The organism is Planococcus maitriensis (genome assembly GCF_003289925.1).
Lineage (GTDB): Bacteria > Bacillota > Bacilli > Bacillales_A > Planococcaceae > Planococcus > Planococcus maitriensis.
In genome coordinates, this window is the sequence record NZ_QLZQ01000003.1 from 304,614 (window position 1) to 322,617 (window position 18,004).

The following is an 18,004-nucleotide window of genomic DNA, read 5'->3' on the forward strand; positions in this document are numbered from 1 at the left end:
GTGCTGCAAATGGCTAGGAAAAAAGGTGGCGGCAGAGGCTTGCTTTTGGCAGGGCTTGCAGCCGGTGCATACGCATATTTCAAAAAACCGGAAAATCGCGAAAAAGCGACTGTTGCATTCAATGACGTGAAAGCGAAGGTGAACGAGTACATGGAATCCCAAAACTTGGACCAGAACAAAAACCAGCAAAACCAACAAGACCAAAAGAGCGAAGGCTTGGACAAGACCGATCTGCAGGAAAACAAGATGACAGCAGAAGGTGGCACACAAGCAACCGTCCAGTATTACAATGAAAAAGAACAGAAAGAAAAGAAGGAAGAAAATGACGATGTGAAACTTTCTTCAAACGATGACAGCGAGGAAAAATCGGAAAACACCGATTCGGTTTCATCCGAACCGCGCTTGAATACCGATAAGCTGTGAATTTCAAAAAGACCGCGTTGGCACAAGTGCCAACGCGGTCTTTTGCATGCTTATGATTGCCAGCGCTTGAGCGTCAGCCAATTGGCCAAAGCGATCAATAACAGCAACGAGCCACTGAACAGGAAACCGCCGTCTGCAGTGAGTGCTAATGCCCCGGTGATTCCCGATCCTGCGACAACTCCGATAGAGAAAAAGGCATAAAAATAGCCGTAAGCGCGGCCTCTTGACGCAGGTTCTGTGGCATCGATCAATAAGGAATTGATCGAAGGGAACAACAGCGCGAAACCGAAGCCATACGTACACATTGCCGCATACAACAGCGGTTCTGGCGAAATATTGGCAAGTGCGAATAGCGAAGCCCCCATGACGCTGAAGCCGATGATCAAAGTGGTGATCGGGCGGACGGCATCGAACAGCCGGTTGATCGGCAATAGGAAGACCAGGATGGCCGCCAAGCCGAATGCGCTCAGCAATAGGCCGCTCAATTGAGTCGGATAGCCGAGCGCTTCCACTTTCAGCGGCAGCATGTAAGCAAGCACGCCTTGGGAGAACATCAGGAAGAACGCGCCTGAAAAAGACCGCCAAAGCCCTGAGTTCCATTTCAAAGCTTCGCGCTTGGCCGGACGGTCCGTTTGCTTTCTGACCTGATGCGTGCGCAATAGGAAGAAGGCCGCGACCGCGAGCAATCCGATCAATGTGCCTGTCACGGCCATCGTCTCAGGAACGCTGCCCCTGCCCGTATAGATGGCTCCGTAGGCGGGGCCGATAATCGCTGCCAATCCGACAAAGGCACCGGAAATCGCTGCATTTTTACCGCGGCGGCTATGGTCGGTGCGGTTCGCTAAATAAGTGAACGCGGCCGGCACCGTCAAGCCTGCCGCCAAGCCATGCAGAAAGCGGATGGCGAGTAGGCTGGAAGGGCCTTCCGCGAAGCCATAGATGAACAGCGCCGCAGTTGTCGAAGCAAGCCCTGTCAGCAAGATGGCGTAAGGACCTTTGCGGTCGGAAAAGATACCTGAGATGATATTGCCGAATGTGTTCGACAATGAGTACATCCCGACGGCAAGCCCTGCCAAAAACGGCCCCGCACCGAGCGAGACGGCAAAAGGGCTGATGATCGGCAATTGGGCAAACAGATCAAAAAACGCAAAGAAGATGATAAGATAGATGAAAAAGCGCAAGGGGGTCCCCAACTTCCTTTAAGATGTATTGATGAGTGGAACTTCCACCTTCAGCGCCGCGCTTCCGGAATTGCCGATGCCGGCGAAAGGTGCCACAATGGAAAGAAATAAATGCGGCAAGGTGGATTATATCCTGCTTTCTTTAGGGTATTGAAATACATGACCTTATTATAGCACCGGAGGGGAAAAGATGAAAAAAGCGATGTTCATATGGAATCCTTCCTCAGGGAAGGAAAAAGCAGCGGATTATAAAGATTTTGCGGAAAAGACATTAACGGAGATGGGCTATGAAGCCGATACGCGTGAAACGACCGGGCCGGGGGATGCCACGCATTTTGCCGAGGAAGCCTGCGAAAAACAATATGACCTCGTCGTAGCGATGGGGGGCGATGGAACAATCAACGAAGCGGTGTCAGGTTTGGCGGAAAAAGAACATGAACCGCTTTTCGGATTGGTTCCGCTTGGCACAGTTAATGACTTTGCCCGTGCTCTCGGTATCTCACTGGATCCGGAAGAAGCGATTGAAGGCTTGAAAACAGGCCGTGAAAAGCGTGTGGATATCGGTAAAGTCGGCGATCAATACTTCATGAACATCCTGGCGATCGGCGAAATTGCCGAATCGACCTATGAAGTGGAGCCTGAACAGAAGACCAAACTGGGGGCATTCGCTTATTTCCTCGAAGGCGTCAAGGCAGTTACTTCCGATGAAACCACGACATTCATGATCGAACATGATCACGGATCGTGGGAAGGGGAAGCCAAGCTCGTCCTCGTGGCATTGACCAATTCAGTGGGCGGCTTCGAGAAGTTGGCGCCCGAAGCTTTGACCGACGACGGGCTGCTTCATTTGTATATTGTCGAGAATGCCGCGCTTCCGGCATTCGTCCGTATGGCGTCTGCTTTGGTTCGCGGAAAATTTGAAGAGGATCCGGCGGTGGAAGCCATCCACACGACACGGGTCTCGATCCGCACAAGCGAGCCACTGTCTTGCAATATCGATGGCGATGAAGGAAGTGCGACGCCTTTCGACATTGAAATCATGCCTCGCCACATCCGTGCGGTGGTTCCTGGAGAAACCGACTGACAAATGCCTTGCCTATCGCTTAGCGTTCGACCGGATATAATTACAAGACAGGACAGGCCGTGTATCACCGACGGCCTGTTTTCAATTTTTTGTAAAAACACTGGAAAACGGAACTTTTTCGTCGCTGAAACGTACAGTTAAGTGTATAATTGGTTTTAACTGTTACCGATGTCATATGTTTGAAAAATAAATTAGCTCAATTTACTTAAAAACTTGTAAATTTATCTGTAAAACGCTATTATTATTATTTATTCAAGCACTTCATTAAATGAATGAGTTCGTTAAATTTTTTACATAGAAAGACGGGGAGAAGATGAATATACTCGAAACGCCATCCATTCAGGAAACTATTTCCAGAATCTTCATGAATGAAACTGAAAACGTCGCACAGCTCGAGGGGCTGGAACGTTTTTTTGAAGTGGAGACTCAATTGATGCACGAAATCCATAACCTGGAGAAAGACCGCGCAAAAGAAACTTTGCGTGAATTGATCGACATGCTTGCCCTGCATGCAGGAAAAGACATCATCCGCACCGTCCGCAATTATTACATCATTCTATCGTCTGTCATGGCACGCAAGTTGTATGAAATGCGCGTACCGCCGAAAAAAGCGTTTGCTTTCAATGCAGCTTGTGTCGAATTGGTTGATAAGCATATGAATGATTCGGAATTCATGTACGTTGCCGATGAACTGATCGAATTTTTCACATCGATCATCTCGGAACGCAAACAGCCGTCATTCGGCCACCAAACCGTCAATAAAGTCGTCATTTTCATCAACGATGAAGTCGAGCGCGATTTATCGGTAGAGGAAATCGCCAAACACTTCAATATTTCGACCAGCCACCTGTCGCGCATTTTCCGCGAACATGCAGGGATTACATTGGTGGAATACTTGAACGTGCGCCGCGTGGAAGAATCGCAATATTATTTGCGCCATTCCAATAAAGGGATTTCGGAAATCTCCAAGCAGTTCCATTTCTGCAACCAAAGTTACTTCACGCGAATCTTCAAAAAATATACCTCGGTGACGCCGAAGCAATTCCGCGACAGCCAGCATATTCCTTATTTCCGCTATACCTTGCCGAATGCCAAGTAAAGGAGAAGCAATTCTCCTTTTTTCTTATGCCTAATTTTTGTCACAGGAAATGAAAAAAGCAGACAGTCCCGGGACCGCGCATTGAATTTTTGCGGCCATATCGTTATACTTCTTAGTAGTCCAAAAAGGTGAAGGTGACAAATGTGAAAAAGAAACTTACATTACTGCTCATGCTTGCGGCAACGATCGCTTTCTTGAGCGGCTGTTCAGCAGTTGAAAACAAAGAAGGATTTTTCTACACGGTTTTCGTAGCGCCATTTGATTTCTCGCTCGATTATTTAGGGAATCTCTTCGGGGGAAGCTACGGAATGGCGATCGTGGTCATCACGATCATCATCCGCCTTGTCTTGATGCCGTTCATGCTGCGCACATACAAGCGCCAGCAAGGCATGAAAGTGAAGATGGATAAGATGCGTCCCGAAATGGAAGATATCCAGAAGCGTTTGAAAGCGACAAAGGATAAAGAAGAGCAAATGAAGCTCCAGCAGGAAATGATGGGGCTATACAAAAAACATGACGTCAATCCGCTCAATATGGGCTGTTTGCCGGTCGTCATCCAGATGCCGATCATCATGGGCTTGTATTTTGCGATTCTCTATTCTCCGGATGTGCGCTCGCATGAATTCCTGTGGTTCAACCTCGGTTCGCCGGATATCGCCATGACTCTCATTGCGGGTGCGGTGTACTTCTTCCAGGCGAAAGTGTCGCTATGGACCATGCCGGAACAGCAGCAAAAGCAGATGAAATTCTTCATCTACCTGTCTCCGATCATGATCATGTTCATCTCGTTCACATCGATGGCTGCACTGCCTGTCTACTGGGCAGTCGGCGGGATCCTGTTGATCATCCAGACATTCATCGGCCGGAAATTCTATTCGGAACATCCGGAAAAAGCGCTGGAAGCGGTTGAAGAGACAGAAACAGCCGATAAGAAAAAATAATCGAAGAAGCCGGCGCAGCTGCCGGCTTTTTTTTCAGGAGAGATCATAATGAACCCGAAAATTTTGCAAGGCGTCTTGATTTTATTACTCAGCATACTGGCGATCGTCTTCCTGTTCATGGGCAGCATGGAAATCGCCGTATTGTTCATGACACTGCTGTTCGTCTTGACGAACACGTTCCGCTACAAACAAATGAAAGAGCGCGGCATGGACCGCGAAGCGAAATGGATGAAGGGCATGGCGATTCTCTTCGGCATTTTGTTCTTCGTCGTTCTCGGCACGATTTTCATCTAATGAAAAAACAGCACAGGCTAATTTGCCTGTGCTGTTTCTGTATGATGGTGTTTATCTTTTTTGCGTTCTTCCAGAAGAAAGTCCAACTGACTCATGAGGGTCAGCAGGTCATGCTTTGATATCTCTTTCAAAATTCCCAGCTCCCTTAACAGTTATGCCAAATTATTCGGCGCAGCGAATGCCGTTAAGGGGGTCGAGACATTATTTTTAAATATTTTTCAATAGGCGAAACGTTTGCGTGTCAACAGCACAAGCACGACGGCCGGGAACGAAGACGCCGCCATTCCGAGGAATGAATAACCCGGGGCGATTTCGTATAGATAACCTCCGGCGAAAGTCAGCAATGCGACACTCAAGCTCATGCCGAGCGCAGCGTACATGCCTTGCGCAGCCGGGATATTGACAGGGTCGAGCTTTTTGAAGATATAGCGGATAAAGGCGAAATGCGCGACGCCGAAAGACAGGGCGTGCAGCGTTTGTGCCAAAATGAATACCCATACCGATGGAAACAGGAAAATCAAGATCCAGCGGACGGTCGAGCCGATGCCTGCGAGCAGGAACATGGAGGAAACTGACCATTTCTCGAATAGCGTATCGGCTTTGACGAAAAAGACGATTTCAAAAATCACGGCAACATTCAAGATCAGGCCGATATAGAAGCTGTTGACGCCGATATCCTGAAGATAGATGAACCCGTAATTATAATAAGCCGCATGCGCCCCCTGCAGCAGGATGGACACGACGAGAACGGTCAAAAACCCTTTTGACTTCAGCAGTTCGGCTGTGGCGCTTGGCCCTTTCTTCGTTCTCGGCGCGGGCCTCGATTGCAGCGGCACAGGAGAAGCGAGCGATTGAGTGACCGCCATGAACAGCAAGCCCAGAAGCATGATCCATAAAATCGCATTTTCCTGCCAGACGGCGGTCGCCGCCCCGACGATCAATAAAGCGATCGTATAGCCAAGAGAGCCATAGGAGCGGCTTTTTCCGTAATGGATGCGGTCGGTCTGCATCAGGACGGTTGCGCCGCTCTCCATCGCCGGCAATAGATTCGGGTAGATGAAGCTGAAGGCGAATGTGATGATGAACAGCAAGGTATAGGAATTGGCCGGGATATAGAATGCCATGACCGCAAATGAAGCGATGGCGAGAATTTGCATCAAGCGCCCAAGCGAGAAGAGCCGTGTCAGGAGCGGGAAGAAAAACAAGGTCGATAACGATCGCGCGACCATGCCGGTCCCCATGATGACGCTGGCTGCCGAAACGCTCAGCCCTTTTTCGTTTGTCAGCCAGCCGGTCCAGTAGGGCAAAAAGACACCCCAGGTAAAGAAAAACGCAAAAAAGTTCAGTGAAAGCCATTTTTGATTGTTCATGAATAAATCTCCACTCTTTTCCAAAAGTCTTATTAAAGTATACCGAAATATTTTCACGCCGGGGGAATTTCCGGAAAGAAAATGATAGAATGGAAAAGGAATTGACAGGAAAGTTGGCCAGCCCATGAAACCGACAAAAAAGAAAAACGAATTCGACAAGAAATTTTATATAAAATGGATGGTGATCGCAATGACAGCAATCTGGGCAGCAATTGCCGCAGTCTGGCTCTCTATGCATAATTGGGATACAGAAGAAAGCATGAAAGCATTGGCACAGGCCTTTACCGAACAACCGGCAGAAACTGAGGAGCAAGCCCCGGCAGAACAGGAGGGATCGGCAGTGAAAGAAGAACAAGCAGCGCCTGAAGAAAAAACCGAACAGCCTGAAACACCAGCGGAAGAGCAGCCGAAAGAAGAAACGCCTGCACCTGCGCCGAAAGACGCCACAGTCTATCCGGATATCGATCAATTGCCGGCAGAACCGACCATCATCAATGGAATCTTGCTGGCGAATAAGCAGCATCCGCTGCCTGCAAGCTATGCGCCAGGCGAAAACGCGAAGGCCCGTGCCGCATTTGATGCGATGGCACAAGCCGCCGCCGAAGATGGCCTGCAATTGGTTGCCTTCAGCACCTATCGCGGATTCGACCGCCAAAAACAATTGTACGAAGGCTACGTCGCCAAAGACGGCCAAGCCGCAGCCGACCGTTACAGCGCACGGCCTGGTTTCTCCGAACACCAGACAGGACTCGCTTTTGATATCGGCGAAGCCGGCCAGGAACAGCATTGGGCCTCGTCTTCCTTCGGTGACACGGCAGGGGGCAAGTGGGTAAAAGAAAACGCCCATAATTACGGCTTTATCCTGCGCTACCCGCAAGGAAAAGAACAGATCACCGGCTATATGCACGAATCCTGGCATTTCCGTTACGTCGGGAAAGAAGCCGCCACCGCGATCTACAACCAGAACATCACCTTGGAAGAATATCTGGGAATATAAGCGATAAGCGAATAAATGGAACCGGCCATTTTCCTGAAAAGGGAATGGCCGGTTTTTTTGTTGGATATTATTTGTAAGGAAGTGTCACTGTTAGTTGTCTTCATCCGCTAGTATCGACACTTAGCTGGACTTGAGAGTGAGATGAATCAGCCGAAGATTATTTTATCGCGAGATAGTCGCCTCCCGCTTGGGGTTGGCCTTTCGCAATAAGCCAAGAAGAACACTTGTCTTATTGCTCCGGCTAGCCAATGAATAGGCGAAAGGAAGTTGAGCCGATTCATTTGCGACGCATCTGCTCGCAGATGTGGGAGCAACGGTTTTTCTGCGATGCTTGAGCATAGCGAAAGTTGAGCACGGGTTTGTGCGCGGTTCGGCTTTAGATTTCATTGAATATTGCGTGCGAAGACGTATCGCTGTTGATTGACTTCATCCGCTCTTGGCGACGCTTAGCTGGACTTGATATTGCAGAGAAGTTCCACGCGTTATTCAATTTGAATTTACGAAGATGCTTAAAGTTTTTCATACTTACTTCAGTGTATGATGAATTATATTTCCTCTCTAAAACTAGAGATGAAGTGGAAAGGGGCGAATGGATGGCGAGGGGAAGCCGAGTCCATTCATTTGCGACGCATCTGCATGCAGATGTGGGAGCAACGGTTTTCCTGCGATGCTTGAACACAGAGAAACTAGGTGCCCTGGACTGAGCGCTAGCGAGGGAAGTGGCTGAAGCCGGCCCCCCCGGCAAGCGTCCTCCCTGGAGCATAATCTCCACCTCCATACATTTTATCTATTATTTTCCAATGAAAAGCATCCCCAAAATAAGCAACTCACCAAACGAAAAAAACGCCCTTTCCACATGGAGAGGGCGTTCGCTGGTTTGATTACAGAATCGGTGCCAATAAGCGGGCGATCGATTCTTTTGTTTTGATCATGCGCGTTCTGGCCATATACAGCTCATATGTCAGCTCCGTCGACAGTTCCATATCCTGGCGGAACAAATCGGCCAGCTCCATTGAAACCTTTTCATCGTAAATAAAGGCATTCACTTCGAAGTTCAGCTTGAAGCTCCGGACATCGATATTGGCCGTGCCGACAGTAGACGCCTCGTCATCGATGACGATCATTTTCGTGTGCAGGAAGCCGTTATCGTATACGTATATCCGCGCGCCTGCCCGAAGCATCTGCCCGGCGTAGGAATACGTCGCCCAGTAGACGAACGGATGGTCCGGCTTGTTCGGGATCATGATGCGCACGTCGATACCGGACAATGCCGCAATGCGGAGGGCGTCATAGAAGCTCGCATCCGGAATGAAGTACGGCGTCTGGATGTAAATGTATTCGCGTGCCAAATGGATCAGCTTTAAATAGCCGTCTTTAATCTGTTCCCAGTCCTCGTCCGGGCCGCTGGACACAATCTGCATGGAAGTCGAGCCATCTTCCGGCTGTGAAGGGAAATAAGCTTCATCATACACGATGTCGCGCCGCGCGGAAGCCTGGTTCCAATCGAGGATGAAGCGCGTCTGGAGCGGGTAAAGGGCATTCCCTTCCAAGCGGAGATGCGTATCGCGCCAATAGCCGAAGCGGCGGTTGAGGCCGAGGTATTCTTCCCCGACGTTAAAGCCGCCGATATAGCCGACCTTTCCGTCGATGACGACGATTTTCCGGTGATTCCGGTAATTCAGCCGGGGGTTGATGATCGGCATGATGGACGGGAAAAAGGTTTCCACTTCGCCGCCGGCTGCTGAGAATTCCTTGAAATGGCGCTTGCTCAAACTGCGGGAGCCCATGTCGTCATACAGCAGGCGGACTTTTACGCCTTCTTTGGCCTTGGCAAGCAAAGCGTCCATGATACGGTTGCCGAGCTGGTCCAGCCGGAAAATATAATATTGGATGTGGATATGGTGCTGTGCCTGTTCGATATCGCGGATCAGGGCGTCGAACTTTTCGCGGCCGTCGTTGAAGATTTTCACGCGGTTATTTTGGGTCAGTAAAGCACCGTTATTGCGCAAATGCAGGTAAATTAAATTGCTGTAATCTTTTGTGCTGACATCTTGAAAAGGGAAGGTGCCATCGTGGATTTCATTCATTTGATGGGCAATCAAGCTTTCGATCCCGATCCGTTTGCGGCCTTCTTCCCATTTGAACAGCTTTTTCTTGCGGAGTTTGCGTCCGAGCAATAGGTAGATGAAGAAGCCAGCTATCGGAATGAAGAACAGGACCAACAGCCATGCCCACGTGGAGGAAGCATCACGGCGTTCCAGAAATACCAGCGCCGCTGCCAGGAAAATGTTCAGGATAAAGATTGCAGCAGTCAACACAGAGATAATGGTGACGGTCATGGCCATTCTCCTTTTGGGGTAATTGTCTATTGCTTCTAGTATAGACTAGTTATATAAGTGAAAGAAAGGAAGAGCTGGATGGAGGTCATTTCCTTATTGTAACTTTTTATTGTAATTAATCGACACTCACCTTTAGTGGCGATAAAAAAACTGCACTCTTCAGATGAGAGTGCAGTTTCATTCAGCTGAGGCGTTCTTCTTCTTTCAATTGCTCGACAATGCCTTCGACTTCCTGGCGGCTCATCTTTTCCTTGCCCGACTTGAGCGCTTTTAAGGTGCTGTGGGCCAGGGCGAGCGGCACTTTGCAGAACATGAGTATGCGTTTGTTTTTGATGGATTTCACGTATTGATCGGCTTGCGACAAGTTTTCGCGGGCGTAGCTGAACATATCGTCACGCATCCAGCCGTCCGGCACGAAAGTGACGCCGCGCTCGTAATCTTCATCGTAATTGCGCAGCATGTTGACGGCCTGCAAACCACGGCCGAATCCGATGGCGAGGTCTGTATCCGTTTCAGTGCCGTCATGCCATTTCCAAAGGTCGGAAAGCATGACGCCAACGAGCCCGGCGACGTAATAGGTGTAATCGTCCAGGTCTTCGCGGGTATGGATGACCCAGTCTTTTTCGACCCATTTGGCCATGCCGCCAGCCATGATAGCTGTCGATTCTAGCACTTTTCCGCGGATTTCAGGCGGGCATACTTCGACCCAGTCCGGAAGCCGCATCGTCACGGACGGCAAATAGTCCGCATAAGGGGCGACAAGCGCCGCGTATTCCGTTTCGTCCATCTTCGTTTCGAGCATACGTTGAATGGAGCGCAGAAGAGACGCTTTCACTTCAGCTGGAAGCTCGGGATGGTCCTCGATTTCATCGATGGCGCGCATGCATAAATAGGCGGAGCCGACGGTTTTCTTCAGGACAGGATCCAAAAAGCTGATCGGTATGAAAAAGGTCCGGCTTGTTTGTTTCAGCATCGCGAGTGATTCTTTTTGCAGATTGGCGACTTTGCTCATCTTCAGTCCTCCTTTTTGTAGGTTTTGAACGAGCATATGTATGGGCTTGGCCCGATCTATTCGTAAATGTCTTCCTTCTAAATATAAACGAAATAGCCGAAAAAACAAATGATTACCTACAAAGCCAAAAGAAACCCCTTTGAAGAAACGGATTCTCCAAAGGGTTCAATCTGCATGGAAATGATTCCACGCCTCATAGATTCCGCCGGCGCAATGGCGGTTCGCGCGGAAAATGAGCGGATGTTCTTCATGGGTCTTGAGCTCGGGCTGGGCGTTTCCGACGATGACGGAAGGAAAGCCGAGCGTCAGCATCTCCAGGTCGTTTCCGGAATCGCCCGCGACCAGTAATTTAGCATCGGAAACGCCGTGGCGTTCCAGCAGATAGCGGAGCGCCTGGCCTTTCCCGCTTGCGGGAGGCAGGATATCCAGATCCTTGCCGCCGCTGAAGATCAGCTTATGGGGTACTTTTTCCGCTTCGAGCAGGCTGCGGAATTGTTCGACCGCTTGTGCATCCGTGACGTGGAAGGAGCGCCGGCTCGTCACAGGCAGGTCCTGTGGCGCCAATCCGTCGATTTCCTTCGCTAGCGCTTCGACTCGCTCCGGCGCCCAGTCATCCATCAAACGGGCTTCCCAGTTTTCGTCTTTTTGGAAACCGGTCCCCGTATAGATTTCGGTCCCGACATCGGTAACGAGTGCTTGTGGAATCGGAAGCCCTTCATCCGCGATCAGCTGCCGGGCAGAAGCGAGATGGCGTCCGGTAATATAGATTAAACCGACTTCATAAGGCTGCTGTTCATAGAAATCCAGCAATTCCTTCAGTCCGTCTTTATCACCGACTAAGGTTCCGTCCAGGTCGGTCGCCAGCAAGTGTGTTGCTCCGTTCACGGATAATCACCTCATACAATGTATTTATTTTTTTTGAAATGCTGTCCCAATTGAAATCTTTGCGCGCGATGCGTACCGCTTGGCGGCTAAGGCGTTCCACCAATAAAGAGTTGACGGACAGCACTTCCATGGCAATCGCCAGATCGATTTCGTTCTGCGCTTCGACAAGCAAGCCGCTGACGCCGTCTTCGACGACATTCTTCAAGCCTCCGACTTTCGAGGCGATGACCGGGCTGCCGCAAGCCTGGGCTTCAGCTGCAACCATGCCGAATGATTCGTAGAAACTCGGGACGATGGTGGCGGTAGCTGAATTGAACAGCAAAGCCAATTGCTCCTGGTTTTTCGGCCCGACAAAACGGACGTACTGTTCGATGCCGCTTACCGCTTTGCGCAGTTCCGCATCTTTCGGCAAGCCTGTTTCCGTGTCGATTGCATCGGGTTCGCCGCCGGCAATGACTAGTTCAGGCGTGTAGCGGCTGCCGCTTTTTTCCGTCAGGAGCTTGAAGGCTTTCAACAGGGTGAAGATGCCTTTCGTTGCCTCTAGACGGCCTGCAAAAACGAAAAGGGGGTCCTTGTAGCCGAATTTTTTCCGGATATGATGCCGGCTGCCGCGGACGCGGAACGCCTCGTCGACTCCGATAGGGATTACTGAGATGGGAGAAGCGGCAGGGACATTCTCTTTGATCACTTGTTTTTCTGTATTTGTCGTCGCCAGGATACGGTCGCTATGGGCAAGAATGGTTTCTTCCGCTTTTTCGCGCCGTGCGTCATGCGTGCCGGTCGCTTCTTCTTTAGCCCATCCGAGTGAATGGGATGTATGGATATAAGGGAGCCCGAACTCCTCTTTGAGTTTTTTTCCGATCAACCCCGAAAGCCAATAATGGGTATGGACGATATCGTAATTCGATAGCGGCAATGAGCGCTTCATTTCTTCATAAAATGCCGGGAGCATGGAGTACATTTCATTTTTTGAAACGAATCCTTTATAGCCGGCTTCTACACGGATCACACGGCAGCGTTCGCCGAAATGTTCCACTTGCGGGGCATTTTCATCGCACCAATGGGTGACGACATCCACCTGCCACCCTCTGTTTTCAAGAGCGAGTGCCAGTTGCTTGACGTAATTGTTTTGGCCGCCTGCTTGCTTTCCGCCGAGCTTTGCCAAAGGATCGCCATGGTCTGATACAAAAAGCACTTGTTTGGTCATTGTCGTTCATCTCCGTTCATTATTTCCTCCCTAAAAAAGCCGGGAGCGCATATTATATATACCCATATTCAGGGAATGCTAAACAGGATTTCTGAAAAGTTCCAAAACTTTTAGCGGCATGAAAAAAAGAACGCTTTTGAGAGCGTTCTTTCGTTCAATCATTTCGTATGGACGAATTTTCCGTAGGACGGTACGGCGACATCCGGGAAATGGTCAGCTAGGTCAACCAAGCCTTTTGCCAGTTTTGCGCCTTTCATCGGCTTGCCGTGTCCAGTGGCGGCGATGGATGGTTTCAGGTCTGTAAGTTTGGAGACGGATTCCCAGGCAGCCCGCCAGTCGGTCGTCAAATAGACAGGCGGCCCGTGCACTTCCTGTTTTTGGCGCAGGACTTTGTACAGTGAATCCTGCTTGACGGTAACGAAGGCATCTCCGGCGATCAGCACGCGGCCGACGTCCTTGAAGAAGGACACATGGCCTTTCGTGTGGCCGGGCGTATGGAGCCAGCGCCAATTCGGCAGATCCGGAATGCTGCCGTCCGCCGGCAATTCCACTAAATGCTCGGAAATGTCGATGGCTTTGACAGGGAAGGTCTTGGACATTTTGGCGACCATCCCGCCTTCTACGCCGGAATCGGGCTCAGGGTAATCTTCCTTGCCGTTCAGGTAAGGAAATTCCTCGGGATGCGCATAGACAGGGACCGGATGCTTTTCCAAAATGTCGATGAGACCGCCGACATGGTCGAAATGGCCGTGTGTCAGCAAAATCGATTGCAATTTTTGATCGGGGCCGAAGCGGTTTTCCGCTTCTTTTAGAATCTTGTCGGCTGAATGCGGCATCCCGGCGTCCACCAATACCCAGCGCGGGCTGATGGATGGGTTCCCGATCAGGAAGACATTGGAGATTTTCGTCGTGTAGCAATACGTATCCGGAGCGATTTCGATGCCCGAGCCGCTGCGGATCGATGTCATCGGCATGATTGCCTCAGTTTCAGTGCTGCGTTCCATAAACATTGATTCCTCCTTAGCGATTGACTGCTGGATTTTCTTCATATGAATGGTTTACCCGCTATGCAGAATTCAAATCCTAGCGGTGTTTGAGTCTCCTGCCGCAATTCGGTAGAATGGAAAGAAGATTGTCAAGGAAGCAAGGTGCAGAAAATGAAATCGATTATCATCATCGGCTCCGGTATCGTCGGGGCAAGCGCGGCGTATTACGCAGCGAAAGCAGGAAATAGCGTCACATTGATCGACCGTGCGGACCGCGGCCAGGCGACAGGCGCGGCGGCAGGCATCGTCTGCCCGTGGATCTCCCAAAGGCGCAACCAGGCCTGGTACCGTCTCGCTTCGAATGGCGCCGCCTATTATCCCGTGCTGATCCAGGAACTCGAAGCGCTCGGGGAGAAAGAGACCGGCTATAAACAAGTGGGCATCGTCAGCATCCACGAAGAATCGAAACTCGATAAGATGGAACAAAAAGCGCGCGAACGCCAAGCGGGTTCTCCCGAGATGGGCGAACTCGAACGATTGACGCCGGAACAAACGAAGGACAGATTCCCATATGCGGGCGATCGCTACGGTTCCTTGTATGTGAGCGGGGCGGCGCGTGTCGACGGCAGCGCCATCCGTGATGCACTGATCCGTTCCGCCAAGCGATTAGGCGCCAAGTTCATCCAAGGTGACGCCAAGCTGCTGATCGAAGCAGGGCAGGCGACAGGCGTGGAAGTAAACGGGGAGAGCTTGGCTGCAGACCGGATCATCTCTGCCGGTGGCGCGTGGGCAGCGGAGCTGTTCAAACCGCTCGGGCTTCACTTGAAAGTCGTTCCGCAAAAAGCGCAGATTTTGCATTTGCAATCTGACGACATGAGAACAGGCGACTGGCCGGTTGCGATGGTGCCGTTCGGGCAATACATCGTGCCGTTTGAGGACGGGCGCATCGTTGCCGGTGCGACACACGAGAACAACGCCGGCTTCGACGACAAACTGACTGCCGGCGGCATTTATCACATCCTGGAGAAGACATTGGACGTTGCGCCGGGGCTTGCCGCAGCCGAATTCACGGGAGCGGCCACCGGGTTCCGCCCGGCGACACTGAGCGCCTTGCCGTTCATCGGGCAAGTACCGGGGCAGGAGAAGCTGTTTGCCGCCAACGCACTCGGCGCGTCAGGGCTGACGGCTGGCCCGTATCTCGGCATGCAGCTAGCGAAACTTGCCACTGGCGAAACAACCGACCTCGACATCAGCCTGTACGATATCGAAGAAGCCTTCGAAGGGGCGGAATAACAAAACGGCAGGAGACACATGTCTCCTGCCGTTTTTTCATGGCATTTTGATTTTAACCGGCCTGGCCGGAAATCTTCCGGTAGGTTTCCAGGATGAAGCGCTTATATGGGAGATCCGGCATCGGTTCGATCAACTCTTTCGCTTTTTGTGCATAAACTTTTGCCTGTTCGTGATCGCCCAGTTGTTCATAGATCAGCGCCATATAGGCTTCTTTTTCATAATGCATCGACAGGTCGTACGGATGGTGGATAAAGAGGTTCATGCGATGCTGCTTGAAGCACTCAAGCGCTTCCTCGATCCGCCCCATGCCGAAGAGTGCCTTGCCTTTTTCCAAGAAATAAAAATCCTCTTCGTCCAGCAAGGTACGTGTTTCTTCAAGCAGCCTGTCCGCTTTTTCATATTCGTGTGTGAACGAATTGAAAAATTGGATTTCGATGGCGTTGGCATAAGCGGCGATTTCCGGGTCTTCCGAAAAATCCGCGAAAAGCTTTAGTTTGCCGATGAAATAATCTTTCCGCTCCAAATCCCCATCGAGCAAGGCTTCAAAGCCGGCCAGCCGGTACAGCGCATTGATCTGGTAGAAGATTTGATGCTCTTTGGAATAGGCAATCGCCTCTTCCATCAAGCGGCGGGCATTTTCCTTGTCGCCAGTCGCGGAATATAGGATCGATTCGTAATAGTCGAAGTCCAGTTTCTTCAGCGGATCGAGGCTGCCCGATTGCTCTTCGATAAACTTGCGCGATTCCTGCAACGATGCCAAAGCTTCCGTATATTGGTGCTCCGTGAATTTCATCAACGCACGGAACATGTGGAGGTCGGCGACGGAATTGATCAAATGCAATTGCTCATAAATTGCTTCCGCACGGTCGAACGCGTCTTTCCAGTCATGGCGTTTTGTGTGATAGCAGCAGCGGCTGTAAATTTCGAGCAACCGTGCCGATTCATAGCGGAACGGCAGCTTGTCCACATAAGGATGGATCCGCTCTGCAATTTCCGCATAGGCTGCGAGCATCTGCTCATCCGTCCCTGAGACTTTCCGCCGCTTTTCTTCGATTTCATCGAGCAATGCGCGAAGCTCGGCCGTCGGCATTTCCTGAAGCAATTCCGTGCGGTCGATCCCGAGGCGTTCCGCGATATAGGAAAGGCTTTCCATCGATGGATTTGCCTTATTGTTTTCGATCAAACTGAGCATGCCTTTCGTCAGCTCATCCCCGGCAAGGGCCTGTAAGGTCAGGCCTTGCTGTTTTCGTATTTGTTTAATCCGTTCCCCCAAAGTTGCCATGAACCCACCTGCTTTTTTCATATATTAGTAACGCCATGCTTTCATGCATCCGCCAATTCCTTTAGAAATGCGATTTTCACTTTCATTGTAAACCAGCCGGATGCTGCGTGCCGGAATTGATTTAAAAATATAGTTTAATTATATTAAACTTTTTCTTGCGATGCGAATAAAATGATGATATATTTTGTTTAATTAAATTAAACTTATTGAAAAGGGAGCGAACAACATGAACGAAGCGGGTAAAATCAAACAGGCTACGTACCATCTGTACACCTTCACCATCAGCAAATTGATTTCCACATTCGGCAGTTCGGTTTACGCATTCGGCATCAGCCTCTACGTCCTGGCCTTGACCGGTTCCGCCGCCAGTTTCGCCATCAACTTGATCTGCAGCATCCTGCCACGGACTTTGTTTGCGCCATTTGCCGGTTATGTAGCGGACAATTACCCGAAAAAAGCGGTCGTGCTCTTATCACAATCGGCGAGCATGCTGTCGGTGGGCGGGCTATTGCTCTACAGCATGTCGAACGGCTTGTCGCTGGCAGCGATCTACACAGCGACCGCGTTGATTTCCGTCAGTTCCATGTTCACAAGCGTCGCCTTTTCGTCTTCCATTGCCAACTTGATCGACCCCGACCGTATCCAAAAAGCGATGGGCTATAACCAGTCAGCACTCGCCATCGCGACAATCGGCGGGCCGGTCATCGGGGGGATGCTATTCGGCTTCGTATCGATGAATGTCTTCCTGCTCATCCAGGTGACAGCCTATGCCCTCGCAGCCGCTCTCGAAGCGACGATGAACTTCCGGCTCTATACGAGACGCATTGAAACGGAAACTCCGGAAGACAAGCAAGGTGTCTGGCAGGGCATGAAAGAAGGGGCTGCCTACTTGCGGAAAAACCGCGTCATCACCGTGATCGTCACGACGGCAGTCGGCTTGAACTTCTTCTTCTCCGCTTTGATGATCGGCTTGCCGTTCATCGCGGTCCAGCAATTGCAAGTGCAAGCGACGCATTTCGGCTTTATCGAAGCGATGATTGCGCTTGGCATGCTGCTGGCATCGATTTATTTCTCGGTGCGAAAAGAAGTCAAATTCCCGCTGCAATTTTCCAAGCGTGCCATCATCGCCATGTCACTGCTCCTTGCGGCTGTATCCCTGCCACTTGTCGCCGGCTTGTCCTATTGGGGCAATGTCATCTACCTGCTCGTGTTGATGCTGGCGTTCGGCATCTCCAATGTCTTCGTCAATACACCGATCGGGGTCATGATGCAAAAAGATGTCGACGAAGAATACCGCGGGCGCGTCTTCGGCATCCTGGAATCGATGGCGATGGCCATGATGCCACTCGGCTATTTGCTGTTCGGCTTGCTCTACGACCTGGTGCCTGCACAATACGTCTTGTGGGCTTGCAGCCTGTGCCTGTTGATCTTGACGGCTTACAGCATGCGCCCCGCCATCATCCGGGAAGCCTATCCGGAACTTGCGGAAAAGCCGATGCATAAAGTTTTGTCCTGAATCAATAAAGCCGCCTTATTTCCATAGGGCGGCTTTTTTTTGCCTCCAGGCAGTTCCATGTTTTAGGAGAACGTGGAAGGGGAAAAGCGAAGGAG

The 18,004-nt window shown here is 50.7% G+C and carries 16 protein-coding genes; 8 read left to right on the forward strand and 8 right to left on the reverse strand.

Annotation, left to right across the window (positions count from 1 at the left end; translation table 11 throughout):
• Nucleotides 1-9 precede the first annotated feature (9 nt).
• Complete coding sequence (locus DP119_RS09945) at nucleotides 10-423, forward strand: hypothetical protein (RefSeq protein WP_112233039.1); 414 nt, start codon at nucleotides 10-12, stop codon at nucleotides 421-423.
• Nucleotides 424-473: 50 nt separating this feature from the next.
• Here the strand turns inward: DP119_RS09945 and DP119_RS09950 are convergent, their stop codons facing one another.
• The gene (locus DP119_RS09950) at nucleotides 474-1,604 is read right to left on the reverse strand and encodes an MFS transporter (RefSeq protein WP_112233040.1); all 1,131 of its coding nucleotides are present in this window, start codon (nucleotides 1,602-1,604) and stop codon (nucleotides 474-476) included.
• A 190-nt stretch (nucleotides 1,605-1,794) separates the two neighbouring features.
• Here DP119_RS09950 and DP119_RS09955 point away from each other — a divergent pair, with 190 nt between their 5' ends.
• The 4 genes from DP119_RS09955 (at nucleotide 1,795) to DP119_RS09970 (ending at nucleotide 5,022) form a co-directional block, all read left to right on the forward strand.
• Nucleotides 1,795-2,688, forward strand: coding sequence for a diacylglycerol/lipid kinase family protein (locus DP119_RS09955; protein ID WP_112233041.1), 894 nt, complete (start codon nucleotides 1,795-1,797; stop codon nucleotides 2,686-2,688).
• Between the two features lie 313 nt (nucleotides 2,689-3,001).
• Complete coding sequence (locus tag DP119_RS09960) at nucleotides 3,002-3,787, forward strand: AraC family transcriptional regulator (protein WP_058381804.1); 786 nt, start codon at nucleotides 3,002-3,004, stop codon at nucleotides 3,785-3,787.
• 143 nt (nucleotides 3,788-3,930) lie between these two features.
• Nucleotides 3,931-4,728 (forward strand): membrane protein insertase YidC, encoded by a 798-nt coding sequence (gene yidC / locus DP119_RS09965; protein ID WP_112233042.1) that lies wholly within the window; start codon nucleotides 3,931-3,933, stop codon nucleotides 4,726-4,728.
• A gap of 48 nt (nucleotides 4,729-4,776) precedes the next feature.
• A complete protein-coding gene (locus DP119_RS09970) occupies nucleotides 4,777-5,022 on the forward strand; it encodes a hypothetical protein (RefSeq protein WP_112233043.1) in 246 nt (81 codons plus the stop codon).
• Between the two features lie 218 nt (nucleotides 5,023-5,240).
• Here the strand turns inward: DP119_RS09970 and DP119_RS09975 are convergent, their stop codons facing one another.
• A complete protein-coding gene (locus DP119_RS09975) occupies nucleotides 5,241-6,392 on the reverse strand; it encodes a 3-phenylpropionate MFS transporter (RefSeq protein WP_112233044.1) in 1,152 nt (383 codons plus the stop codon).
• A 124-nt stretch (nucleotides 6,393-6,516) separates the two neighbouring features.
• Here DP119_RS09975 and DP119_RS09980 point away from each other — a divergent pair, with 124 nt between their 5' ends.
• On the forward strand, nucleotides 6,517-7,389 hold the full coding sequence (locus tag DP119_RS09980; RefSeq protein ID WP_112233045.1) for a M15 family metallopeptidase: 873 nt from the start codon (nucleotides 6,517-6,519) through the stop codon (nucleotides 7,387-7,389).
• Between the two features lie 881 nt (nucleotides 7,390-8,270).
• Here DP119_RS09980 and cls read toward each other — a convergent pair.
• The 5 genes from cls to DP119_RS10005 form a co-directional block, all read right to left on the reverse strand.
• On the reverse strand, nucleotides 8,271-9,728 hold the full coding sequence (gene cls / locus DP119_RS09985) for a cardiolipin synthase (RefSeq protein ID WP_112233046.1): 1,458 nt from the start codon (nucleotides 9,726-9,728) through the stop codon (nucleotides 8,271-8,273).
• A 181-nt stretch (nucleotides 9,729-9,909) separates the two neighbouring features.
• Complete coding sequence (locus DP119_RS09990; RefSeq protein ID WP_112233047.1) at nucleotides 9,910-10,740, reverse strand: squalene/phytoene synthase family protein; 831 nt, start codon at nucleotides 10,738-10,740, stop codon at nucleotides 9,910-9,912.
• A gap of 165 nt (nucleotides 10,741-10,905) precedes the next feature.
• On the reverse strand, nucleotides 10,906-11,625 hold the full coding sequence (locus DP119_RS09995) for an HAD-IIB family hydrolase (protein ID WP_240616408.1): 720 nt from the start codon (nucleotides 11,623-11,625) through the stop codon (nucleotides 10,906-10,908).
• Nucleotides 11,570-12,832 (reverse strand): glycosyltransferase, encoded by a 1,263-nt coding sequence (locus tag DP119_RS10000; protein WP_112233049.1) that lies wholly within the window; start codon nucleotides 12,830-12,832, stop codon nucleotides 11,570-11,572. Before DP119_RS10000 ends, DP119_RS09995 begins: the two co-directional genes overlap by 56 nt.
• Nucleotides 12,833-12,990: 158 nt before the next feature.
• Complete coding sequence (locus tag DP119_RS10005) at nucleotides 12,991-13,842, reverse strand: MBL fold metallo-hydrolase (RefSeq protein ID WP_240616409.1); 852 nt, start codon at nucleotides 13,840-13,842, stop codon at nucleotides 12,991-12,993.
• A 147-nt stretch (nucleotides 13,843-13,989) separates the two neighbouring features.
• On the opposite strand from DP119_RS10005, the gene DP119_RS10010 reads away from it, so the two are divergent.
• Nucleotides 13,990-15,111 (forward strand): NAD(P)/FAD-dependent oxidoreductase, encoded by a 1,122-nt coding sequence (locus DP119_RS10010; RefSeq protein WP_112233051.1) that lies wholly within the window; start codon nucleotides 13,990-13,992, stop codon nucleotides 15,109-15,111.
• 52 nt (nucleotides 15,112-15,163) lie between these two features.
• Here the strand turns inward: DP119_RS10010 and DP119_RS10015 are convergent, their stop codons facing one another.
• Entirely contained in the window at nucleotides 15,164-16,393 is a 1,230-nt protein-coding gene (locus tag DP119_RS10015) for a helix-turn-helix domain-containing protein (RefSeq protein ID WP_112233052.1), read from the reverse strand.
• Nucleotides 16,394-16,619: 226 nt separating this feature from the next.
• Here DP119_RS10015 and DP119_RS10020 point away from each other — a divergent pair, with 226 nt between their 5' ends.
• Nucleotides 16,620-17,909, forward strand: a complete 1,290-nt coding sequence (locus DP119_RS10020; RefSeq protein ID WP_112233053.1) for an MFS transporter — start codon at nucleotides 16,620-16,622, stop codon at nucleotides 17,907-17,909.
• Nucleotides 17,910-18,004 lie beyond the last annotated feature (95 nt).